We start from the raw sequence: 21,758 nt of genomic DNA, 5'->3' as shown, positions 1-21,758 counted from the left end.
TTACGCCAGGCGGTTTTCGATCAGGAAGTCGGCGAGTTTCTCGCCGGCGTCGCCGTCGTCGGTGATCTTGACGCCCGCGGTGTGCGGGGGCTTTTCCGCGACAGCCAGCATGATCGATCGCGCCGCGTCCGGGTTGTCGGCGGTGACGCCCAGGTCGGCCAGGGTGAGGACTTCGAGGGGCTTCTTCTTCGCGGCCATGATGCCCTTGAAGTTCGGGAAGCGGGGGCCGGGAAGCGCCTCGGTGATGGAAATGACCGCAGGCAGGGGTGTCGAGACCTGCTGCACCCCGGAGTCGACGGGCCGGGTCCCGGACACGGTGCCGTCGCCGATGTCCACGGCGCTCAGGCCGGAGGCGAGCGGCACATCCAGCAGTTCGGCCAGCATGGCGGGGATCATGCCGCCGGATCCGTCGGTGGAGACGTTGCCGGTGACCACCAGGTCGAATCCGATGCGGCGGATGGCGGCGGCCAGGGTCTCGGCGGTGAGCCCCAGATCCGCGCCCCGGAGTGCCTCGTCCGTGACATGGGTGGCGCTGCCGGCGCCCATGGCCAGGCCCTTGCGGATGGTCGCCGTGGCGCCTTCGGGTGCGAGCGAGAGGACGGCGACGTCGGTGCCCTCGTGAGCGTCGGCGTAGGTCAGCGCCAGTTCCAGGGCCCGCTCACCGATCTCGTCGATGACCGCGTCGCTGGCGCCTCGGTCTGCGAGGCCGGTCTCGAGGCTCAGTTTTCGGTCTCCGTACGTGTCCGGGACTTCCTTGACTAGGACGACAATCTTCATCGATGGCTCTTCCTGTGGCGGGCATGCCGCCATAGCGGAGACATGTCGAATCTCCATAGAGTCTACGAAAGTGCAGCCGTCCCGGCATGCAGGACGCGTGCCGCCGGGAAAAGTGGCTGGCCGGACCCGGTGCGGTCCGGCCGGCCGGGCGGAGCTACCGCAGCACCACCGTCCTGTTCCCCTGCAGGATTACCCGGCCCTCGCAGTGCCAGCGCACGGCGTTGCTGAGCGCCTTGCACTCCGTGTCCCGGCCAGCCGCAACGAGGTCCTCCGGCCCGTAGGTGTGGTCCACCTCCACCACCTGCTGGGAGATGATGGGCCCCTCGTCCAGCTCCGCGTTGACGTAATGCGCGGTGGCCCCGACGGTCTTCACGCCGCGGGCGTAGGCCTGGTGGTACGGCTTGGCGCCCTTGAAGCTGGGCAGGAACGAGTGGTGGATGTTGATGGCCCGCCCGTCCAGCTTCCGGGTGAGGGCGTCGCTGAGGACCTGCATGTAGCGGGCCAGGACCACCAGCTCGACGTCGAAGTGGTCGATGAGCTCCAGCAGCCGCCCCTCCGCCTCCGGTTTGGTGGCGGCGGTGACAGGGACATGGAAGAACGGGATGCCGTGCCATTCCACCAGCGCCTGATGGTCCGTGTGGTTGGAGACCACGGCCACCACGTCCACAGGGAGTTCGCCGATCCGGGCCCGGAACAACAGGTCGTTGAGGCAGTGCCCGAACTTGGAGACCATGATCAGCACCCGGCGCTTGGATCCCTGTGGCTCCAGCCGCCAGCTCATCCCGAACCGCTCCGCCATGGGGGCGAAAGCGGTCCGCAGGGCAGCGGCGGTGGAGGCATCGCCGTCGGACGCGAAGTGCACGCGCATAAAGAAGTGCCCCTTGGAGCGCTCACCGAACTGTTTGTTGTCGATGATGTCGCAGCCGTGTTCGAGCAGGAAGCCGGAGACGGCGTGCACAATGCCTGGCGTCTCCGGGCAGTCCAGCGTCAGGACATGCTCAACGGTGGTGGCGGGACCGGTACGCAACGTTTCAATCTGGATGGCGGTCATGGGTCAGCACTCGATCACGTTGACGGCGAGGCCCCCGCGGGAGGTCTCCTTGTATTTGGTCTTCATGTCCGCTCCTGTCTCGCGCATGGTTTTGATGGCTTTGTCCAGGGATACCTTGTGGCTGCCGTCGCCGTGTAGCGCCAGCCTCGCGGCGTTGATGGCCTTCACGCTCGCGATCGCGTTCCGTTCGATGCAGGGGATCTGCACCAGGCCGCCCACGGGGTCGCAGGTCAGGCCCAGGTTGTGTTCAATGCCGACTTCGGTGGCGATTTCCACCTGTTCGGGGCTGCCGCCCAGTACCTCGCAGAGCCCGGCGGCGGCCATCGAGCAGGCGGATCCCACTTCGCCCTGGCAACCCACTTCCGCGCCGGAGATGGAGGCATTGATCTTGAACAGGATCCCGACGGCGGCCGACGCCAGCAGGAACCGGACCACACCGTCGTCGTCCGCCCCCGGGACGAACTTGGCGTAGTAGTGCAGCACCGCGGGAACAATGCCGGCCGCGCCGTTGGTCGGGGCGGTGACGATCCGGCCGCCGGCCGCGTTTTCCTCATTCACGGCCAGCGCGAAGAGGTTCACCCATTCCATGGCCCGGAGCGGATCCGTTGTGCCGGTGTCCGCCGCCAGGGTCCGGAAGAGCGATGGCGCACGGCGCGGGACGTTCAGCCCGCCGGGAAGGATGCCTTCCGCGGCGCAGCCGTTGTCCACGCACTCCCGCATGACCACCCAGAGGGCCAGGAGCTTCTGCCGGACTTCGGCCTCGCTGTGCCAGACGAGCTCGTTGGCAAGCATTACCTCGGAGATGGACATGCCCTCCCGCCGGCACACCGCCAGGAGTTCGTCCGCCGTGGTGAAGGGATACGGCAGCACGGTGTCATCCGGGACCACCTTGTCCGCGCCGTCGGCGTCGCCGTCCACAACGAAGCCGCCCCCAACGGAATAGAAGCTCCGTTCGCTTAGCACGGCCCCGGTATGGTCCAGGGCCCGGAAGGTCATGCCGTTCGGGTGGGCCGGCAGGGACTTGCGGCGGTGCAGGACCACGTCCTCGTCCCAGTTGAAGTCCACCCGGTGGTCCCCGCCGATCCGGAGTTCGGCGTCCAGGGCCGCGGCGGCCACCTGGTCATCGGCCGTGGCGGTGTCCACGGTCTCCGGGTCCAGGCCCTGCAGCCCCAGCACCACGGCCTTGTCCGAGCCGTGGCCGCGCCCGGTGGCACCGAGTGAGCCGAACAGTTCGGCCTGAACGCGGGCCGTCGCGCTGAGCTGGCCGTCGCCCTTGAGGCCGTCGGCGAACAGCTTCGCCGCCCGCATCGGGCCGACCGTGTGTGAGGACGACGGCCCGATGCCAACGGAAAACAGGTCCAGGACGCTGAGGGCCATCAGGGCACCTCGGGGGAAGCGAACTCCCTCATGGCGTCCAGCAGCCAGCGGCCCAGGAAGTCCGCGAAGGACGCGCGGGGGAAGAGCCGGAAGCTGTCCTCGGCGGTCTTCAGCAGCACCACCGGGATGTTGCCGACCTCCGTGGCCAGGGCTGTCCCGGGGGTGAAGGCGCGCGGATGAAGGTCCAGGGCACAGCCCTTTTCCAGCACCGCCCGGGCCCGCGGGCCGGAGAGCTCGAACGTAGTGCGGTTCGCGGAGAGGTCCACCACCTGGCCCGGGGCATCGCCCAGGGCCGCGGTGAGGGAGCTCACGAGGCCGCCGTCCAGGGCGGCCTCTTCCGGGGCGACCACCAGGAACTCGGACGGGCCGAGCCACAGGACCTGGACGGGCAGGTTGCCGGCGACGTCGCCGCAGCCGGCCGGCAGCCCGCCGGTGATGGCGGCGATCCGTGCGGCATCCGCGGTGTGCGGGGCGACGCGGACCCCGGCCATGGTCTGGAACGGAAGTTCCCGGAGCGACACGGTGCCGGCGATGGAGCCGGCGTCCCGGGCGGCGGCCAGGCTGGAGGCGGGGCTGCGGCGGATTTCCCGGAGCGCGTTGCTGCCGGTGAGTGCTGCTGTGTTAGCCATCTTTGCGGGTCCCTTCGGAGTCAAAAAGTACGGTTTCGGCGACGACGACGTCCACCAGCTGGTCGCCCGCGGCGGCCACAAGGGTCTCGCCGATGCGGTTGCGGCCGTTCTTGATCAGCGCCAGCGCGAATGACCTGCCCAGCGCGGCGCTGTGGTAGCTCGAGGTCACGAATCCCTGCATCGGGACCGGACCGAACGCGGGATTCGTGCTGATTCCCTGTTCGACGAGCTGGGTGCCCTCCGGAAGCCGCAGGGACTTGTCCACCGGAAGGACGCTGACCAGGTGCTTGCGGTCCTGCCGCTGCGCATCGGCCCGGGCGTAGGAGCGTTTGCCGATGAAGTCCTTGGCCTTGGAGACCACCCACTCCATCCCCGCGTCCTGCGGGGTGACGGTGCCGTCGGTGTCCTGGCCCACGATCGGGTAGCCCTTCTCGGCCCGGAGCACGTGCATGGTTTCGGTGCCGTAGGGGGTGATGCCGAACTCGGCGCCGGCGGCCGCGACGGCCTCCCACGTGTTGAGCCCGTACCAGGCCGGGACGTTGATTTCGTAGGCCAGTTCGCCGGAGAAGGAGATCCGGCAGACCCGTGCCTGCACGCCGGAGGCGAGGGTGGTTTCGCGGAAGGTCATGAATGGGAAAGCCTCGGCGTCCAGTCCGCCCCCGGCGGCCAGCGCGGGCGCCACCTTCGCGAGCACCGCCCGGGATTTGGGCCCGACGACGGCGATGGTGGTCCACTGTTCGGTCACCGAGGTGCAGTGCACATCCAGGTCAGGCCATTCGGTCTGCAGCCACTCCTCGAGCCAGTCGAGCACCTTCGCGGCGCCGCCCGTGGTGGTGGTCATGAAGTACCGGTCCTCGTCGAGGCGCAGGGTCACGCCGTCGTCGAAAATCATGCCGTCGGCCATGCACATCACCCCGTAGCGGGCTGATCCCGGCGCCAGTTTCTTGAACGCGTTGGTGTAGACCCGGTTGAGGAACTCCCCGGCGTCCTTGCCGCGGATTTCGATCTTTCCGAGTGTGGTGGCGTCCATAAAGCCCACGGATTCCCGGACGGCGGCGCATTCGCGCAGGACGGCCGTGTCCATGTCCTCGCCGGCCTGTGGGTAGTACCAGGGGCGCTTCCACTGGCCGACGTCCTCGAACAAAGCGCCCTGGGCGACGTGCCACGGGTGGATGGAGGTCTTGCGGGCGGGGTCGAACAGTTCGCCGCGCTGGCGTCCGGCCAGGGCCGCGAAGGCCACGGGGGTGAAGGGTGCCCGGTAGGTGGTGGTGCCGATGTCGCCGATGCCCCTGGACGCTTCGCCGGCCTGGCGGAGGGCTGCGGCGATCACGCCGATCGCGTTGACGCCGGAGGTCTTGCCCTGGTCATTGGCGGTGCTGATGGAGGTGTAGCGCTTGATGTGTTCCACGGACCGCAGGCCGGCCCCGGTGGAGCGCAGCACGTCGGCCACGCTCTGGTCCCGCTGGAAGTCCACAAAGTGGTGGTGCCAGTCGTCGGCCGTGCCGGCCTGGCCGGGGACCAGCCACAGCTGGCGGGTCGGGGCGGAAGCCTGCGGCTCGCGCAGCGTAGCGGGCACGGTGGGGGAGTCGAAGCCGGCGGCGATGGCGGCCGCGGCGCCGGCGGAGACGCCCTCGGCGAGGCAGTCGGCCAGTTCGAAGCTGCCGCGTCCGGATCCCACGATCTGCTGGGCCGGAACCACGGTGCTGGGAACGAAGGCCGCGAGGTCATCGTCCCAGCGCAGTTTGCCCTGGCGCTGGGAGTGGAGGTGGACCAGCGGGCTCCAGCCGCCGGAGACGGCCAGCAGGTCGCAGGCGATCTCCTCGATGCCGGAGGTGAGCTCGCCGTCGTCGTTGATGCTGCGGACGGTAACGGAGGCCAGCCGGCCGGTGCCCGTGGCGGGGTCCGTGCCGGTGTCGGCGACGGCGCTGCCGATCAGCACCCGGGTGCCGGATTCGGCGGCGGCCGCGGCGACGTCGCTCAGCCGGGACCGGGCGTCGACGACGGCGGCAACCTTGACGCCGGCGGCGCGCAGGTCCGCGGCCAGGGCGTAGGCGCTGTCGTTGGTGGTGCCGATGACCACCCGAGTCCCCGCCGCCACGGCATACCGGTTCAGGTAGCTGCGGACGGCGGAGGCGAGCATGATGCCGGGCCGGTCGTTGTTCTCGAAGACCAGCGGGCGCTCGTGGGCGCCGGGGGCCAGCACCACCTGCGCGGCACGGATATGCCAGATGCGCTGCCGGGAGACCCCGGGGGCGGCCGGGCTGGAGAGGTGGTCCGTGCGGTTCTGCACGGCGATGACGTAGTTCGCGTCGTAGGCGCCGAAGGCGGTGGTGCGGTTCAGGACCGTGGTTTCGGCGCCGGAGATGAGCTCGGCCTCGACGTCCGCGACCCATTCCAGTGCCGGCTTGCCTTCGATGGTTTCGGCCAGTTCGGGAGCGGCCGGGCCGGACAGGAGCGAGCCGCCGAGCTCGGGCTGGTCATCCATCAGGATCACGCGTGCCCCGGTGCGGGCTGCCTCGCGGGCTGCGGCCAGCCCGGCGGGACCGCCGCCGACCACCAGGACGTCGGTGTGGACGTACTTCTTGTCGTATTCGGCCCGGTCATCGGCCGGATCGAGGCGGCCCAGGCCGTTGAGCCACTGCGCTTGGAGGCCGTTCACCAGGGTGACGGTGGTGGCGGGGAGCATGGACTCGGCCACGTGGCCCGGGAACCGGGGTTCCACCCGGACCAGGGCGTTGGGTTCCTCCACCCCGGCGGACAGGATGCCGCGGGGGCGGTCCTCGTAGAGCGAGTTGCCGGCGCTGATCCGGCCGTTGGCGAGCAGGGCCGAGGCGAGGGTGTCGCCGGGGTGGCCCGTGAATTCCTCGCCGTCCACGGTGAAACGCCAGGAGATGGTGCGGTCGATGCGGCCGCCGGCGGCGAGTCGGGCGTTCTGGGACGTCACTTGGTTGCTCCTTCCGGGGCGGTGGTGCTGGTGCCGGGGCGGGGTGCGCCCATCGGGTAGACGGCCTGGATGTCGTAGGTGACGGTGTCGCGGAGCACGTTGAACCACTGCCGGCACCCGGTGCTGTGCAGCCAGCGCTCGGCGAAGGCGCCCTTGGTGTTGTCGCGGTAGAACAGGAATTCGGCCCATTCACGGTCGCTGAGTTCGTTCGGGTTCTCGGGGTAGGGCACGTGGGCCTGGCCGCCGTAGTGGAACTCGGTCTCGTCGCGGGAGCCGCAGTTGGGGCAGGAAATAAGCAGCATGTGCGTCTTCTTCTTTCTGGGGGGCGGCGGCTAGTGGGCCACGGCGGCGGCGCCGTGTTCGTCGATCAGGGCTCCGGTTTCGAAGCGCTCCAGCGCGAACGGCTTGTTCAGCTGGTGCGGGGTCCCGGTGGCGATGGTGTGGGCGAAGGTGAGCCCGGCCGCCGGGGTGGCCTTGAACCCGCCGGTTCCCCAGCCGCAGTTGACGAACATGTTCTCCACCGGGGTGGTGCCGACGATCGGGGACGCGTCCAGGGTGGTGTCCACGATCCCGCCCCAGGTCCGGAGCACGTGGGCGCGGGCAAAGATGGGGAAGAGTTCGACGGCGGCGGCCATCTGGTGCTCGATCACGTGGAAGGAACCGCGCTGGCCATAGCCGTTGTAGGAGTCGACACCGGCGCCCATGACCAGTTCACCCTTGTGGGCCTGGGAGACGTAGACGTGCACGTGGTTGGACATCACCACCGTGGGGTGGACCGGCTCGTGCAGCTCCGAGACGAGGGCCTGGAGCGGGTGGGACTGGATGGGCAGCCGGAAGCCGGCCATTTCCGCCAGGACTGAGCTGTGCCCGGCCGCGGCGAGGCCCACCTTTTCGGTGTGGATGGTGCCGCGGTTGGTCTTGACGCCCACCACCCGGTTGCCGTCCTTGACGAAGCCGGTGACTTCGCAGTTCTGGATGATGTCCACGCCCAGTTCGTCGCATTTGCGGGCGAACGCCCAGGCGACGTGGTCGTGCTTGGCGATGCCGGCCCGGGGCTGGTAGGTGGCGCCCATGACCGGGTAGCGGATGTTGTCGCTGATGTTCAGGATGGGGCAGAGTTCCTTGACCTGCTGCGGGTCCAGCCATTCGGCGTCCACACCGTTGAGCTTGTTCGCCCCCACCCGGCGCATGCTCTCGCGGACGTCGCCGAGGGTGTGCGCCAGGTTCATCACGCCGCGCTGGCTGAACAGGAAGTCGTACTCCAGTTCCTCGGGCAGGATTTCCCAGAGCTTCAGCGCGTGCTCGTAGATGGCCGCGCTCTCGTCCCACAGGTAGTTGGAGCGGATGATGGTGGTGTTCCGGGCCATGTTGCCGCCGGCCAGCCAGCCTTTTTCCAGGACCGCGATGTTGGTCATGCCGTGGTTCTTTGCCAGGAAGTAGGCGGTAGCGAGGCCGTGGCCGCCGCCGCCGACAATAACGGCGTCGTAGGAGGACTTGGGCTCCGGGTTGCGCCAGAGGAAGTCCGGGTGCTCCGGAAGGTGGGGGGTGCTCACTGGGCAACTCCGTTCGTGGTGGTTCCGGAATCGCCGGAAAGGTTGGGGTAGAGGGGGAATTTGTCGGCCAGGACCGTGACCCGGTCGCGGAGCAGGACGGCAGACTCCTCGGTGAGTTCGCCCTTGAGGGCCTCGGCGATGATGTCCGCGACCTCGGTGAATTCGGCCCGGCCGAATCCGCGGGTTGCCAGTGCCGGGGTGCCGATCCGGAGCCCGGAGGACACCATCGGCGGCCGGGGGTCGAAGGGGACGGCGTTGCGGTTGACGGTGATGCCGATCCGGTGCAGGCGGTCCTCGCCCTGCTGGCCGTCCAGTTCCGAGCGGCGCAGGTCCACCAGGACCAGGTGGACGTCGGTTCCGCCGCCGACGACGGAGATCCCGTAGTCCGCGACGTCCTGGGCGAGCAGCCGCTCGGCCAGGATCCGGGCGCCCTCGAGGGTGCGCTGCTGGCGGTCCTTGAAGTGGTCGCTGGCGGCGATCTTGAAGGACACGGCCTTCGCGGCGATCACGTGCTCCAGGGGGCCGCCCTGCTGGCCGGGGAAGACGGCGGAGTTGATCTTGCGGGCGAGGGCCTCGCGGCTGAGGATGACGCCTCCGCGGGGACCGCCGAGGGTTTTGTGCGTGGTGGTTGTCACGACGTCGGCGTACGGAACCGGGTTCGGGTGCAGGCCCGCGGCCACCAGCCCGGCGAAGTGCGCCATGTCCACCATCAGGTAGGCGCCCACCGCGTCGGCGATGCGGCGGAACTCGGCGAAATCGAGCTGCCGGGTGTAGGCGGACCAGCCGGCCACGATCAGCCGGGGCCGGTGTTCGAGCGCCAGTGCCTCCACTTCGGCCATGTCCACGGTCATGTCGGATTCGCGCACGTGGTACGGAACAACGTTGTAGAGCTTGCCCGAGTAGTTGATCTTCATTCCGTGGGTCAGGTGCCCGCCGTGGGCGAGGTCCAGCCCCATGATGGTGTCGCCGGGTTCCAGCAGCGCGAACATGGCGGCGGCGTTGGCCTGCGCCCCGGAGTGCGGCTGGACATTCGCCGCCTCGGCACCGAAGAGGGCCTTGACCCGGTCGATGGCGAGCTGTTCGATCACGTCAACGTGTTCGCAGCCGCCGTAGTAGCGCTTGCCCGGGTAGCCCTCCGCGTACTTGTTGGTCAGGACCGACCCCTGGGCCTCCATCACCGCCGTTGGTGCGAAGTTTTCCGAGGCGATCATTTCCAGCGTGGACTGCTGGCGCTCCAGCTCGCGGGCAATGGCGGATGCAATGTCCGCGTCCGCTTCAGCGAGTGAACCGGTGAGTGCTTCCAACATATGAAATCTCCTTACGCAGTCGCCCAAAAATGCTGATCATCAACTGATCTAGGACTGATATATTAGCTGTAGTGGAATAGTATGTTGCAGATCACAAGTCGTCAACAGTGGCGTTCGGGCCGGCCGTAATATGGCTCCCGGCCCGAGGAAAAGGAACCCAGATGAGCATGGTGCTCGAGAACGAGCCCGCGGGAAGCCCCGAGCTGTCACTCGCTGACCGGGCGTACCAGCACCTGCGGGACAGGCTGATCATGCTGGAGATCCGTCCCGGCGAGGCGATCAACGAGGGCCAGCTGTCCGTTGAACTCGGCGTCGGCCGCACTCCGGTGCGGGAGGCGTTGAAGCGGCTCGAGGGTGACCACCTAGTGGTCTCGTACCCGCGGCGGGGGACGTTCGCCACCGTTGTGGATATCACCGAACTCGCGGATGTCTCCGACGTGCGGGAGCTGTTGGAACCCCTCGCGGCCCGCCGCGCCGCGGCCAATGCCAGCACCGAGATGCGGGGGCAGCTGCGCCAGGTGGCGGAGGCAATTTCGGCCATTGACACCCGGCCCGATGACAAGCGGGACCTGATGCGGTACGACCTCACGGTCCACCGGCTGATCTACCGCGCCGCCGGCAACCCGCACCTGGAAGACACCCTGGTCCGTTTCGACAACCTGGCCACCCGGATCTGGTGCCTGGTCCTGGACAAGGTCCCGTCGGTGAAGGGCCACATCACCGAACACGTGAAGCTGCTCGAGGCCGTGGCCGACGGCGACGCGGAGCTGGCCGGAAAGCTGGCCTACGAACACGTCTCAAGTTTCGAAAAGACCATCCGCAGCGTCCTCTAGGATCAGTGAGGCGGGCGGGTTCTTGATTCGTCCCGCAGGTTCGGAGGCGGTTACCGGCCGCCGCCCACGCATGATCACCACCCCCGGGGCAGCCAGTCCCGGCCAGACCCCTCGGAGCAGCCATGTTTGAAACAGCCGTGCGCGACGGCGTCGTCCTGAAGCCCCTTGAGACCTGGCATGCCGCCGAGTTTGCCGAGCACATGGGCAGGGCGCGGGAACATATCCGCCCGTGGGTGGGGCCTGCATTCGTCACCGACACCGTCGAGGGCGCCCGCGCCACCCTGCAGCGCTATGCCACTGCAGCCGCCAACGACGGAGCGCGCATCTACGGCCTGTGGGACGACGGCAGGATCCTTGGGGGCGTGATGTTTGTGACGTTCGACCCCGTCTGGGGCATCTGCGAGATCGGTTGCTGGCTCGAACCCGATGCGGTGGGCCGCGGCCTCATCACGCGCTCGGTGGAGCTGCTCATCGAGTGGGCCTTCGCCGAGCGGGGGATGTCCCGCGTCGAATGGCGGTGCCGCACCGACAACGACCGCAGCGTCGCCGTCGCGCAGCGGCTGCGTATGCATTCGGACGGGGTCCTTCGCAGCAGCTGGGTCTACGACGGAAACCGCTACGACAAGGTAGTCTTTTCGATCCTCCGCTCCGAATGGGCTGCCGTGCAGCCTGCCGCGGCGAGCTAGCTCCGGCCAGGCGGAGTCGCGGCTGCCGCCGCCGCGGCAATGTGGATACTGAAGAGCCTGCCGGAGGTCCGCGGGTCCCCGCCCAGCAGCGCCTGGATCTTGCTGAGCCGCTTGTGCATGGTCTGCCGCTCAACGTTCAGCGCCACGGCCGAGGCCGTTGTGTTGCACCCCGAATCGAGCCAGCACAGGAGGGTGGCCAGCAGGGCCGTCCCGTGTTTCCGGTCCCACCCAAGCACCTCGCCGAGTGCGGATTCGACGTAGGAGTCCAGAAAAGCAGGGTGCGGCACCGCGGAAAGAATCCGGCGCCCCAGGAAGTCCATGGCATCCAGGGCATCGCCGGCCCCGGGCGTGCCCAGCCTGAGGACTTCCCGCGCCTCGATATAGGAGTCGTGCGCCCGGGCCCCGTCCGCGACGTTGGGACCGAAGGCGGCGCAGGTGTCGGAATCCGCCAGGGCTTCCCGGGCGGCGCGGAGGAGCACTTCCCGGGCGGCCCGGGCGCCCTGGTGCGGCAGTGCCAGCAGCACCGCGCGCTCGCCGTCCCGCAGGTGCGACTTCACCTGCACCCCGCGGACCTGCAGGGCCCGTTCGACGGCGGGGAATTTGGTGTCGCGTCCGGCGGTCCGGAATACCGCCACCATTGCCGCATGGCCGGGGTGGAGCCCGGCCTGCAGCCAGAGCCGCTGGAGGGAATCGGCATCACCGCCCTCGATCACCGCCTCCAGCAGGCGCGCTTCGGCCACCTGCGCGGGCGTCGGACGGAAGGCCTGCGAGAGGGCGACTGCCAGGATTCCGGACAGCCGTTCGGCGGCAAGCTCCAGCAGCATCGGATCGCCGGGGGAGCGGAGCGTCAGCTGGGCCGCGTGCTGGCCGCCGACGACGATGCCGGCTTCGGCGGCTGAGCCGCCGTCGGCGACGGGCTCCCCCGCGCGGCCCAGCAGCGATCCGTCCGGCGCGGCCAGTTCGACGTCGGCCTCCAACGCCGCTGCCACCAGCTCAAGGATGGTCGGAAGGTGCGGCCCTTTGTCTGTGATCAGCCGCGCGATCCGCCTGGAGAGGTCATCAACCACCAGGTGGGCGGCCGCCTGCTCGTTGACCACCATGCGGTTGACCGCCTCGGCGATGTCCACGAAGGGCGCCACAGCGCGCAATTCGATCAGCGGCAGCCCGTGGGTGTTGGCGGCAGCCACCAGCGCCTCCGGCAGGGGAGCCAGCTGTCCCGCGGTCTGCAGGGCCAGGGCCGCAATGTGCCGGGCCGCGAGGCTCCGGACGTAGGCCTCCTGCTCCTCCGCCGGCAGCGCCAGCAGCGACTCCCCGCCGGAGAGCAGCAGTTCCCCGCCGCGCAGGAGCGGGGCGATCTCCAGCACCTCACTCGAGTGCACCCAGCGGACGGTCCGTTCCAGGGTCCCGGGCAGGTTGCTGCGCACCAGCGGACTGGCGGCAGTCATCGGCGTCGTGGCCAGCACGTCGGCAAGCGTAAGCATCGTGAATCCCCTGGGGTTGCGTCATATTGTCACTCGATAGGTCTTCAGTGTAATCAAAACGACTCTACTTTGTGGGCCGGGTCACTAATAAACTGGATCCACTCCCCGTTCTTCATCACAACGAAGTGAATTGAGGCACAGCATGTCCCAAGCTCAACACGGCACGCACGAAGCGGCCACTGTGGAGGTTGAAGATGTCCTCCAACCCATTCCTGAGTCCGCACGGACCACCAAACTTTCCGGCCAGTTCTGGATCTGGGCCGGCGCCAACGTCGCCCCCATCAACTGGATCCTCGGAGCCCTCGGCATCCAGCTCGGCCTCGGCCTGGGGGACACCCTCCTGGTCCTGATCGTCGGCAACATCATCGGGATGGCGGGCTTCGGCTTCTTCGTCATCCTCGGCCAGCGGACCGGCGCAACCGGCATGCTGCTGGCCCGCGGTGCCTTCGGCCGCCGCGGGGCCTACCTTCCGGCCGCCATCCAGGCCACCATCGCCATCGGCTGGTCAGCGGTCAACACCTGGGTGATCCTGGACCTGATCCTGGCGCTCTTCGGCATGATCGGCTGGGTCGACCCCAGCCAGCCCAACATCATGGTCCGCATCCTCGTCGCCGCGGTCATCATGACGGTCCAGGTGGCCATTTGCTACCGCGGCTACCGCGCCATCTCGAAGTTCGAGCGGATCACCATGCCGCCCACCATCCTGGTGCTGGTGGGGATGTCGATCGTCGCCTGGACGCAGCTGGACATCAACTGGAGCTACGCCGGCCCGGCCGGCGCGGTCCTGGAAGGGCTGCCGCGCCTGGCGGCCATGTCCTCGATCATGACCGTCATCGGCATCGGCTGGGGCATCGGCTGGTTCACGTACGCACCGGACTACTCCCGGTTCGTCAGCCGCAAGGTCAAACCCGCCAAGCTGTTCATCGTCAGCGTCCTGGGACAGTTCCTGCCGGTGGTCTGGCTGGGTGTCCTCGGCGCGAGCCTCGCCACGAAAAACGGCCAGGCCGACCCCGGCGAACTGATCGTCTCAAACTTCGGCACCCTGGCCATCCCGGTGATCCTGCTGGTCATCCACGGGCCCATTGCCACCAACATCATCAACCTCTACACCTTCGGCGTCGCCTTCCAGGCCCTCGATGTGAAGATCTCGCGGCGCAAACTGTCCGTGATGGTCGGGATCCTGTCCATGTTCGCGGTCATCGGATTTATGTTCGCCGAAGACTTCGCGATGATCCTGGACACCTGGCTGGGCGCCATCGTGGCCTGGGTGGCAACCTGGGGCGGCATCATGGCCGTCCACTACTTCATCTTCGAGCGGCACCACAAGGACTTCTCCTACCTCTTCCTCGACTCAAAGAAGACCGCCCTCAAGTCCGTGAACCCGGCAGCGTTCGTCGCCTTCTTCGCCGGAATCCTCATGACCTGGCTCTTTATGTACGGCGGCATCCCCGCGCTGCAGGGACCCATCGCAACAGCCATGGGCGGCGTCGACTTCTCCTGGCTCGCCGGGACCGTCACCTCCGCCGCCATCTACTTCGCCCTCGGCTACGCCCGCTTCCGCCGCCGCATCAGGGCCGGCGTACCCCTGGGCATCCGCCTCGACCTCGAGGAAGAAGCCGTCCTGGCCGAACACGGAGACGCCTGCGAGGACAAGCACAGCGCCCCCGCACCGGCCGCCGTCGGCTCCTAACCCCCACGCCACCTGACTATCCACCACCACGCAAAGGAATACCTGTGACCATCACAACCTCCGCCCCCGCCTCGAACGTCTCCGAGCTGGAGCGACTGAAGACCTTGAACAACGGGCAGAAGGTCAGCCTGACGTTCTCCGACAGCGAGTTTGAGCGCCGCCTGGCCGGCCTCCGCAGCATCATGGCCGAGAAGGACCTCGACGCCGTCGTCCTCACCAGCTACCACTCCATCAAGTACTACTCCGACTTCCTCTTCACCTACTTCGGCCGCTCCTACGCCATGGTGGTCACCAAGGACGACACCGTGACCGTCACGGCGAACATCGACGCCGGCATGCCCTGGCGGCGCAGCTACGGCGACAACGTGGTCTACACGGACTGGCGCCGGGACAATTACATCTTCGCCATCCAGGAGGCGCTGCGGACCCGCGGCATCAGCCCCCGCCGGCTCGGCGTCGAAGACGACTCCCTGCCTCTGGACAACCGGAACAAGATCCAGGCGGCCTTTGCCTCGGCAACCCTGGTGGACGTCGCCCAGGCCGCCATGCGGCAGCGGATGATCAAGTCAGCCGAGGAGATTGAGGTCATCAAGCACGGTGCCCGGATCGGCGACCTCGGCGGCGAAGCCATCCGCAACGCCATCACCGCCGGGATCACCGAGTACGAGGTCGCCCTGATCGGCACCGAGGCCATGGTCCACGAGATCGCCCGCACGTTCCCCGACTCGGAAATCCGCGACACCTGGGTGTGGTTCCAGTCCGGCATCAACACCGACGGCGCCCACAACTGGGCCACCACCCGCAAGATCCAGGAACACGACATCCTGTCCCTGAACTGCTTCCCCATGACCTCCGGGTACTACACCGCCCTGGAACGGACCCTGTTCTACGGCGAACCGGATGCCCGCTCCCTGGAGCTGTGGAACATCAACGTCGAGGTCCACAAGCGCGGCCTGGAACTGATCAAGCCCGGCGCCGTCTGCAAGGACATCGCCGCGGAACTGAACGAAATCTACGTCGGCCACGGGCTGCTGGCCAACCGGACGTTCGGCTACGGTCACTCCTTCGGCGTCCTGAGCCACTACTACGGCCGCGAAGCCGGACTGGAGCTCCGCGAGGACATCGACACCGTGCTGGAGCCCGGCATGGTGGTGTCCATGGAACCGATGATCACCGTCCTGGACGGCCAGCCCGGCGCCGGCGGCTACCGCGAGCACGACATCCTGGTGGTCGGTGACGACGGCGCCGAGAACATCACCAAGTTCCCGTTCGGCCCCGAATACAACATCATCGGCGCCTGACAGCAGCGTTTGCGCACACCCTGCGGGTGCGGCGCCACGGCCACCGTGGCGCCGCACCCGCGGACGCACCCACCAAGGAGCACCACCAGCATGAACACCTCAGTATTCCTCGAAGACCTGGACGCCTTCGCCTACCGCGAGGCCCTGGAGTCCGGGGAGGGCGTTGTCCTCATCCCCGTCGGGTCCCTCGAACAGCACGGACCGCACCTCCCGCTGGGAACGGACACCATCCTCTCGTCCCGCTTCGCCGAGGGCATCGCCCGGCAGCTGGGGGCACTGGTGGCCCAGCCGATCGCGTACGGATACAAGTCGCAGCAGAAATCCGGCGGCGGCAACCACCTCCCCGGAACCACCAGCCTGGACGGAACCACCCTCATCGGAGTGGTCCGCAACCTGGTCAAGTCGTTCCTGGGCCAGGGCGTCAGGCACCTGATCCTGGTGAACGGCCACTTCGAGAATTACCAGTTCCTCTATGAAGGCATCGACCTGGCCCTGGAGGACCTGGGGATCAAACCCGGTGCCGGGCAAAGCGTGCTGCTGCTCTCCTACTGGGACTTCGTCAGCCAGGAAACGCTTGCGCAGGTCTACCCGGACGGTTTCCCCGGCTGGGACATCGAGCACGGCGGCGTCCTCGAGACCTCACTGATGCTCCACCTCGAACCAGCCAGGGTGGCCATGGACCGGCTGGTCGACGGACCCGCAGCCGTCCTGCCCCGCTTCGACCGGCTACCGGTGGTGCCCGAGCGCACCCCGGCCTCCGGCTGCCTCTCCTCGGCGGCCGGATCGAGTGCGGCCAAGGGCAGCCTGCTGTACGGCCAGGTGGTGGAGGACCTCGTGGCGACCATCGTCAGCGAGCTCGTCCGCGAGACGGCCCGGACGGCTGTCCCGCAGTAGCAGAGCGGCGGGGGCGGGCTACGGCAGCCTTGAGGGGCGCAACGCCGTCGCCTCGCCCGCCCGGGCCGGATCCAGGGGCACTGGGCTCACCAGCACCCCCGGTCCGCGCCGCAGGACGCCGTCGGAGAGGACCTGGCAGCGCACCCCGCCCCGCCCGCGCATGGCCTTGTGGGCGCCGGGGGCAAGCATCGCGTCCATCCAGGCGCACGGGTGGGCCGGCCGCCCGGCCCTGAACCGCACCGATTCGCCACGGGATTCAATGACGAATTCGTGGCCGAGCAGCGGCGCCAGCTGGGCTCCGCGGAGATGGACGTTGCGGCGGGTCAGCAGCGGATCGAACGGGGCCGCACCCAGTTCGGCGGCGATAGCGTCGAGCGCCTCAAGGGCGAACAGGGTGACGGCGGCGTCCATGTGCGCGGCCTTCCCGAAGAACCGGTCACCGACGATTCCCTTGCCGGCGACGACGGCGGCTTCCGCGGCGTCGGTGGTCGGCACGTCCGCGGCACCCTCGCGGGCCCGGCCGAAGTAGGCGTGCGCCGGCGAGACCAGCAGATGCACAATCTCGACGTCGTAGCGGTGGCTGGCGGTCATGTATCCACGCTACCGCTCCCGGCGCCGCACCAGGCGGCCAGCGCCTCGTCGAGACCGGCAGCGCTGCCTTCGCCGACCCAGGCCACGTGCCCGTCGGGCCGGACCAGGACAGCCGTGGGCGCGGACACCGTGCCAATCACCGGAAGCTCCCACGCGCCGTCGTACGTCGCAGCCACCCGCTGGACACGGCCCGTCAAGGGGCCCGCGTCCAGTCCCGGGCCGCCGAATTCCAGCAGCACGGGCCGGCCCCGGCGCAACAGTTCGAACACCCGGACCGGTCCCTCAGGGGTGGTGAGGGCAAGGTCCGGCATCCGGCGTCCCAGCAGCGGATGCCCCGCAGCCGGACCGTATGCCACGTCCAGTCCGGTGATCAGCCCGGCCACCACCGTGCCCGCGCCGGGGATGCCGAGGACCTCGCCGAGCAGGTCGCGCAGCGCCTCCTGCCTCGGATCGGCCTGCTGGAACAGCGACTGCGCCATGGTGTACTTCAGCGCCCGCGCCCCGGCCGGGTGCCGTTCCGCGTGGTAGGTGTCCAGCAGTTCCGCGCCGGAGACACCGCGCACCACCTGCCCGAGCTTCCAGCCGAGGTTGACGGCGTCCTGCAGCCCCAGCCCGATCCCGAGCCCGCCCGTGGGGGAGTGCACGTGGGCCGCATCGCCGGCCAGTAGCACCGGACCCTTGCGGTAGGCCACGGCCTGGCGGGTGGCATTGGTAAAGCGGGACAGCCAGCGGGGATTGCGCACACCGAAGTCGGTCCCGAACACCTCGGTCAGGCCCTGCCGCAGCTCTTCCAGAGTGGGCTCGGCCGCGGGGCCGAGCCGGGACTCGGTGAGGACCACCCGCACCATGCCGTCCTGCATCCGGTGCAGCCCATGGATGCCGCGCGCGTCAATCTTCGCGGCCGGCGGCAGGTCGCCGGTGGCTTCCACTTCCGCGATCAGGCTGCTCCGGGTGGCGTCCGGGCCCTCGAATCCGATCCCCGCCGAGCGCCGGACCACGCTGCGCCCGCCGTCGGCGCCCACCACATAGCGTGCCCGCACGGGGCCGCCGGCCGCGAGCTGGACCCGGGCGCCGTCGTCGTCCGCGCTCACGCCGGTGACCTCGACGCCGCGCCGGATCGGGACCGCGAGTTCCTCGGCCCAGCCCAGGAGCAGCCGCTCGATGTGGTTCTGGAACAGCGCCAGCGTGTAGGGATGGCGGGTGGGAAGGCCGGCCAGGTCGATCGCCGTGCTGCCGAACGTCGCGGCATGGAGCTTGGTGCCCTCGGCCAGGAACCGGTCGACGATTCCGCGCTGGTCCAGCAGTTCGAGGGTGCGGGCATGGATCCCGCCGCCCCGCGAACCGGCCAGCTCCTGCGATTCGCGCCGCTCCAGGACGACGACGTCGGCCCCCGCCAGCCGCAGTTCGGCGGCCAGCATCAATCCTGTCGGCCCGCTCCCGACGATCACCACATCGTGCATGTCGATCTCCCTCCTGTTGGCACCGACGGCCAGTATGCCGCACCCGGCTGGCCTTGCCGCAAGCCCTGCCCTGGGAGATATCTTGAAAATACAAGGGCGTTTGGCCGCAGCTGACTTAAAGCCCAACGCCGTCGGGCCGGACAAACACGATCGGCCCGCGTGGCGAACCACGCGGGCCGATCGTGAGGAGTGCCTCCCAGCGGCTGCCGGACCGGCAACCGCTGGGAGACGGGTGTGTCAGCCGTCGTTGCCGGCCGGCGTCGTGGTGGTGGTGTAGCCCTCCAGCTTGTTCGCGGCGAGCGCGTACTTGTTGTTGAAGGTGTTGGACATGGTCACCTTGGAGGTGTCGACGCCGATGGTCTTCTCCATGTCGAAGATGACCTTCGGGCCGCCGGCCGGCATGATGCCGTCCGGCAGGAACTGGCCCTTGTCCTGGTTCAGCGCGGACACGTACTGGTCCTTGCTGATGGTGCTGTTCTGGACGTAGGAGGCGGGCAGCTTGTCGGCAATTTCCTGCGCGGAGTGGCTGCTGATCCAGTGCATGGTGTCGACCAGCGCGTTGACCACCTTCTGGGCCGAGTCCTCGTGCGTCTTGACCCAGTCGGACTGGGCCAGCAGGCCGGCGGCCGGCGAGAGGCCGCCCAGCGTGGCCTTGGCGCCGTCGGTCGTGGCGAGGTCGATCGCGGAAACGGCGAGGTTCTTGCTCTCCAGTGCGCCGACGGTGGGCTGGGTGGTCATGACACAGTCGGCGGAGCCGCGCTGGATGGCGGCGATGGCCGTTGCACCGGCGCCGACGGCCAGGGTGTGGTAGTCGCTCTTGGAAAGTCCGGCCTTCGAGGCGATGAACTGGGTGAGTTCATCGGTGCCCGAGCCAAGGTCGGTGACGCCGACGGTTTTGCCCCGGAGATCCGCAGCAGAGTGGACGTTGGCCTTGGGGCTGCACATGATGCGTTCGCCCGGTGCGCCGGAGAGCTGCACGAGGTTGGTGACGGCCTTGCCCTTGGCCTGGAAATCGATGGTGTGGATGTACCACGCCCCGGCCATGTCGACCTGTCCGGATGCCATCGCGTCCTCGGCGCCGACGCCGCCGTGCGACTCGGTGGACAGCTCCACCTTGACGCCGTACTTCTGGTAGTAACCGAGCTGCTGCGCCAGCTGGTAGGGCAGGTAGATCTGCTTGTCGATGCCGCCAACCATAAGCTTCACGGTGGGCATCGAGCCGGCGCCGGCGGCAGCGCTGCCGCTTGCCGGGCTGGTGCTGCTCGCCGGGCTGGTGCCGCAGGCGGCGAGGCTGAGGGCGATCACTCCGGCAGCGCCGACGGCGTAGATCTTGTTCTTCATCATGGGTGTACTTTTCCTTTGCTTATTCTGAGGTTTGGAGCGATGGGTGGGTCGAGGGGGACGCGGGACGCATCAGACCGTCTGGGCTTCGGACTTGTTCGGCGGCCGCCATTTGAGCAGGGAGTGCTCCAGCAGCCCGATGAGGTATTCCGCGCCGAGGGTGACGGCGGCGATGATCACCATGCAGGCGAAGACGGTGTTGGGATCGAAGGTCCCCTGCGCCTGGCTGATGATCAGGCCGATGCCCTGCTGGGCGCCAAGAACCTCGGCGACGAGGGCGCCGATGATGGCGAAGCCGAACGCCGTGTGCAGGCTCGCGATGATCCAGGTCATGGCCGAGGGAATCGTCACGTGGATGGCGACCTGGAGCGGTGACGCACCGAAGACCCGCACGTTCCCGATCAGGTTCTGGTCCACCTCGCGGACGCCCTGGAAGGCGTTGAAGAACACGACGAAGAAGACCAGGACCGCGGCGAGCAGCACCTTCGGGAAGACTCCGAGGCCGAAGGCCACGATGAAGATGGAGCCGAGCACGATGCGCGGAATGGAATTCACAATCCGGATGTAGGGGCCCACGACTTCGGACAGGTACCGGTTGGAGCCCAGGAGGATCCCGAGGATGACGCCGACCAGCGTGCCGAGGAGGAACCCGTAGATCGCCTCCTGCACGGTGATCCAGAGGTTTTCCCAGATGGTGCCGAAGGCGGTGCCCTGGGTGAAGAGGTTGACCAGGCTGTTCCAGATTTCGGTCGGTTGTCCGAAGAAGAACTTGTCGACCCAGCCGGCTGCAGTGAACCACTGCCAGCCGCCGACGATGATCACCGCGAGGATGGCCCGGCCGGCCCAGACCCACGCCGTGCGGCGCGTCATGGCCCGCCGGGCGGAAACTTGGGGCTCGACGGCCCGGTCGGTGGCCGAAGCGCCGCCGAGGGTGGTGGTTGTGGTGGTGGTCATGCTGCTGCACCTGCCGATTGGTTGTAGGCCCGGGTGACCTCGTCCTTTAGGGATTCCCAGATCTGGCCCTGGAGTTCCAGGAAGCGGCCCTCGTGGCGGATCTGCTGGACATCGCCGCGGGGGCGGGGAAGATCGATGTCGAAGACATCCTTGATGGTGCCCGGGCTGCTGGTCATGATGACCACCTTGTCCGCGAGCGCCACGGCCTCGTCGAGGTCGTGGGTGATGAACAGGACGGACGGGCGCAGGTCCTCCCAGAGCTGGAGGAGCTCGTTCTGCATGATGGCCTTGGTCTGCACGTCGAGGGCGCCGAACGGCTCATCCATCAACAGGATCCTCGGGTTGTTGATCAGCGCCGCGGCCATGGCAACGCGCTTGCGCATACCGCCGGACAACTGGTGCGGATAGCGGTCCTCGAAGCCGGCCAGGCCAACGCGCCGCAGCCAGTCCATGGCGAGCAGGGTCGCTTCGCGCTTGGGTGTTCCGAGCAGGATCGGGCCGATCGAGACGTTGCCCAGGACTGTCTTCCAGGGAAACAGTGCGTCCGCCTGGAACATGTAGCTGACCCCTTTGGTGATGCCGTCGACGATCTGGTCGTGGACGCTCACTGTGCCGGCGCTGGGACGTTCCAGGCCGGAGACCTGGGCCAGGGTGGTCGACTTGCCGCACCCGGTGGGTCCGACGATTGCGCAGAACTGGCCGGGTTCCACTTTCAGCGTCACGTCGCGGATCGCGGTGAAGGTCTCACCCTTGGGCGTGAGGTACCGCTTGGTCAGACCGGTAATGTCAATGCCTGCCGCGACCTCGGCTTTCTCGGCATCCGCGGTGGTACGCGTGGGATTGTTAGCATCCATGCTGCTAAGACCTCTTCGTCTTTCGTTTCTTGTGA

The 21,758-nt window shown here is 68.1% G+C and carries 18 protein-coding genes and 1 pseudogene; 5 read left to right on the top strand and 14 right to left on the bottom strand.

The window, feature by feature from the left end; genetic code table 11:
* From AC1DBE_RS05575 to glyA, 8 genes and pseudogenes are all read right to left on the bottom strand, one after another.
* Entirely contained in the window at positions 1-777 is a 777-nt protein-coding gene (locus AC1DBE_RS05575) for an electron transfer flavoprotein subunit beta/FixA family protein (RefSeq protein WP_476969874.1), read from the bottom strand.
* 154 nt (positions 778-931) lie between these two features.
* Entirely contained in the window at positions 932-1,828 is an 897-nt protein-coding gene (purU, locus tag AC1DBE_RS05570) for a formyltetrahydrofolate deformylase (RefSeq protein WP_476969873.1), read from the bottom strand.
* Between the two features lie 3 nt (positions 1,829-1,831).
* On the bottom strand, positions 1,832-3,205 hold the full coding sequence (locus AC1DBE_RS05565; protein ID WP_476969872.1) for an L-serine ammonia-lyase: 1,374 nt from the start codon (positions 3,203-3,205) through the stop codon (positions 1,832-1,834).
* On the bottom strand, positions 3,205-3,834 hold the full coding sequence (locus AC1DBE_RS05560) for a sarcosine oxidase subunit gamma (RefSeq protein ID WP_476969871.1): 630 nt from the start codon (positions 3,832-3,834) through the stop codon (positions 3,205-3,207). The genes AC1DBE_RS05565 and AC1DBE_RS05560 overlap by 1 nt, the downstream gene beginning before the upstream one ends.
* On the bottom strand, positions 3,827-6,778 hold the full coding sequence (locus tag AC1DBE_RS05555; RefSeq protein WP_476969870.1) for a sarcosine oxidase subunit alpha family protein: 2,952 nt from the start codon (positions 6,776-6,778) through the stop codon (positions 3,827-3,829). The genes AC1DBE_RS05560 and AC1DBE_RS05555 overlap by 8 nt, the downstream gene beginning before the upstream one ends.
* Positions 6,779-6,798: 20 nt before the next feature.
* Positions 6,799-7,080: pseudogene (locus AC1DBE_RS05550) on the bottom strand (sarcosine oxidase subunit delta); the annotation flags it as partial.
* Positions 7,081-7,110: 30 nt separating this feature from the next.
* Positions 7,111-8,331: a sarcosine oxidase subunit beta family protein gene (locus AC1DBE_RS05545; protein WP_476969869.1), complete on the bottom strand. Its 1,221-nt coding sequence runs from the start codon at positions 8,329-8,331 to the stop codon at positions 7,111-7,113.
* The gene (glyA, locus tag AC1DBE_RS05540; RefSeq protein ID WP_476969868.1) at positions 8,328-9,638 is read right to left on the bottom strand and encodes a serine hydroxymethyltransferase; all 1,311 of its coding nucleotides are present in this window, start codon (positions 9,636-9,638) and stop codon (positions 8,328-8,330) included. The genes AC1DBE_RS05545 and glyA overlap by 4 nt, the downstream gene beginning before the upstream one ends.
* A 161-nt stretch (positions 9,639-9,799) precedes the next feature.
* Between glyA and AC1DBE_RS05535 the strand changes: the two genes are divergently transcribed.
* A complete protein-coding gene (locus AC1DBE_RS05535) occupies positions 9,800-10,471 on the top strand; it encodes a GntR family transcriptional regulator (protein WP_476969867.1) in 672 nt (223 codons plus the stop codon).
* A gap of 122 nt (positions 10,472-10,593) precedes the next feature.
* Positions 10,594-11,157 carry a GNAT family N-acetyltransferase gene (locus tag AC1DBE_RS05530; protein WP_476969866.1) on the top strand — a complete coding sequence of 188 codons (564 nt, stop codon included), beginning with the start codon at positions 10,594-10,596 and terminating at the stop codon, positions 11,155-11,157.
* Here AC1DBE_RS05530 and AC1DBE_RS05525 read toward each other — a convergent pair.
* Entirely contained in the window at positions 11,154-12,638 is a 1,485-nt protein-coding gene (locus AC1DBE_RS05525; protein WP_476969865.1) for a helix-turn-helix domain-containing protein, read from the bottom strand. The two genes, AC1DBE_RS05530 and AC1DBE_RS05525, sit on opposite strands and share 4 nt — an antisense overlap.
* A gap of 142 nt (positions 12,639-12,780) precedes the next feature.
* Between AC1DBE_RS05525 and AC1DBE_RS05520 the strand changes: the two genes are divergently transcribed.
* The 3 genes from AC1DBE_RS05520 (at position 12,781) to AC1DBE_RS05510 (ending at position 16,523) form a co-directional block, all read left to right on the top strand.
* Complete coding sequence (locus tag AC1DBE_RS05520) at positions 12,781-14,328, top strand: purine-cytosine permease family protein (protein ID WP_476969864.1); 1,548 nt, start codon at positions 12,781-12,783, stop codon at positions 14,326-14,328.
* Positions 14,329-14,372: 44 nt separating this feature from the next.
* Complete coding sequence (locus AC1DBE_RS05515; RefSeq protein WP_476880562.1) at positions 14,373-15,629, top strand: aminopeptidase P family protein; 1,257 nt, start codon at positions 14,373-14,375, stop codon at positions 15,627-15,629.
* Positions 15,630-15,719: 90 nt separating this feature from the next.
* The gene (locus AC1DBE_RS05510; RefSeq protein ID WP_476969863.1) at positions 15,720-16,523 is read left to right on the top strand and encodes a creatininase; all 804 of its coding nucleotides are present in this window, start codon (positions 15,720-15,722) and stop codon (positions 16,521-16,523) included.
* A gap of 18 nt (positions 16,524-16,541) precedes the next feature.
* On the opposite strand, the gene AC1DBE_RS05505 is transcribed toward AC1DBE_RS05510, so the two are convergent.
* The 5 genes from AC1DBE_RS05505 to AC1DBE_RS05485 all read right to left on the bottom strand — a co-directional run bounded on the left by AC1DBE_RS05505 (position 16,542) and on the right by AC1DBE_RS05485 (position 21,723).
* Complete coding sequence (locus AC1DBE_RS05505; RefSeq protein WP_476969862.1) at positions 16,542-17,114, bottom strand: MOSC domain-containing protein; 573 nt, start codon at positions 17,112-17,114, stop codon at positions 16,542-16,544.
* On the bottom strand, positions 17,111-18,574 hold the full coding sequence (locus AC1DBE_RS05500; protein ID WP_476969861.1) for an FAD-dependent oxidoreductase: 1,464 nt from the start codon (positions 18,572-18,574) through the stop codon (positions 17,111-17,113). The genes AC1DBE_RS05505 and AC1DBE_RS05500 overlap by 4 nt, the downstream gene beginning before the upstream one ends.
* Before the next feature lie 237 nt (positions 18,575-18,811).
* Positions 18,812-19,918: an ABC transporter substrate-binding protein gene (locus AC1DBE_RS05495; RefSeq protein WP_476969860.1), complete on the bottom strand. Its 1,107-nt coding sequence runs from the start codon at positions 19,916-19,918 to the stop codon at positions 18,812-18,814.
* 69 nt (positions 19,919-19,987) lie between these two features.
* A complete protein-coding gene (locus AC1DBE_RS05490; protein ID WP_476969859.1) occupies positions 19,988-20,869 on the bottom strand; it encodes an ABC transporter permease in 882 nt (293 codons plus the stop codon).
* Positions 20,866-21,723, bottom strand: coding sequence for an ABC transporter ATP-binding protein (locus AC1DBE_RS05485; RefSeq protein ID WP_476969858.1), 858 nt, complete (start codon positions 21,721-21,723; stop codon positions 20,866-20,868). The genes AC1DBE_RS05490 and AC1DBE_RS05485 overlap by 4 nt, the downstream gene beginning before the upstream one ends.
* Positions 21,724-21,758 lie beyond the last annotated feature (35 nt).

Source organism: Arthrobacter sp. 10T416, assembly GCF_056394165.1.
This window is presented reverse-complemented; position numbering and strand designations above follow the sequence as displayed.

What these genes read in the sequence shown, in the direction of transcription:
- AC1DBE_RS05560 (WP_476969871.1), bottom strand. Translation starts at nt 3,834, where the DNA reads ATGGCTAACACAGCAGCACTCACCGGCAGCAACGCGCTCCGGGAAATC.
- AC1DBE_RS05485 (WP_476969858.1), bottom strand. Translation starts at nt 21,723, where the DNA reads ATGGATGCTAACAATCCCACGCGTACCACCGCGGATGCCGAGAAAGCC.
- AC1DBE_RS05520 (WP_476969864.1), top strand. Translation starts at nt 12,781, where the DNA reads ATGTCCCAAGCTCAACACGGCACGCACGAAGCGGCCACTGTGGAGGTT.
- AC1DBE_RS05495 (WP_476969860.1), bottom strand. Translation starts at nt 19,918, where the DNA reads ATGATGAAGAACAAGATCTACGCCGTCGGCGCTGCCGGAGTGATCGCC.
- AC1DBE_RS05510 (WP_476969863.1), top strand. Translation starts at nt 15,720, where the DNA reads ATGAACACCTCAGTATTCCTCGAAGACCTGGACGCCTTCGCCTACCGC.
- purU (WP_476969873.1), bottom strand. Translation starts at nt 1,828, where the DNA reads ATGACCGCCATCCAGATTGAAACGTTGCGTACCGGTCCCGCCACCACC.
- AC1DBE_RS05525 (WP_476969865.1), bottom strand. Translation starts at nt 12,638, where the DNA reads ATGCTTACGCTTGCCGACGTGCTGGCCACGACGCCGATGACTGCCGCC.
- AC1DBE_RS05490 (WP_476969859.1), bottom strand. Translation starts at nt 20,869, where the DNA reads ATGACCACCACCACAACCACCACCCTCGGCGGCGCTTCGGCCACCGAC.
- AC1DBE_RS05505 (WP_476969862.1), bottom strand. Translation starts at nt 17,114, where the DNA reads ATGACCGCCAGCCACCGCTACGACGTCGAGATTGTGCATCTGCTGGTC.
- AC1DBE_RS05565 (WP_476969872.1), bottom strand. Translation starts at nt 3,205, where the DNA reads ATGGCCCTCAGCGTCCTGGACCTGTTTTCCGTTGGCATCGGGCCGTCG.
- AC1DBE_RS05575 (WP_476969874.1), bottom strand. Translation starts at nt 777, where the DNA reads ATGAAGATTGTCGTCCTAGTCAAGGAAGTCCCGGACACGTACGGAGAC.
- glyA (WP_476969868.1), bottom strand. Translation starts at nt 9,638, where the DNA reads ATGTTGGAAGCACTCACCGGTTCACTCGCTGAAGCGGACGCGGACATT.
- AC1DBE_RS05530 (WP_476969866.1), top strand. Translation starts at nt 10,594, where the DNA reads ATGTTTGAAACAGCCGTGCGCGACGGCGTCGTCCTGAAGCCCCTTGAG.
- AC1DBE_RS05500 (WP_476969861.1), bottom strand. Translation starts at nt 18,574, where the DNA reads ATGCACGATGTGGTGATCGTCGGGAGCGGGCCGACAGGATTGATGCTG.
- AC1DBE_RS05535 (WP_476969867.1), top strand. Translation starts at nt 9,800, where the DNA reads ATGAGCATGGTGCTCGAGAACGAGCCCGCGGGAAGCCCCGAGCTGTCA.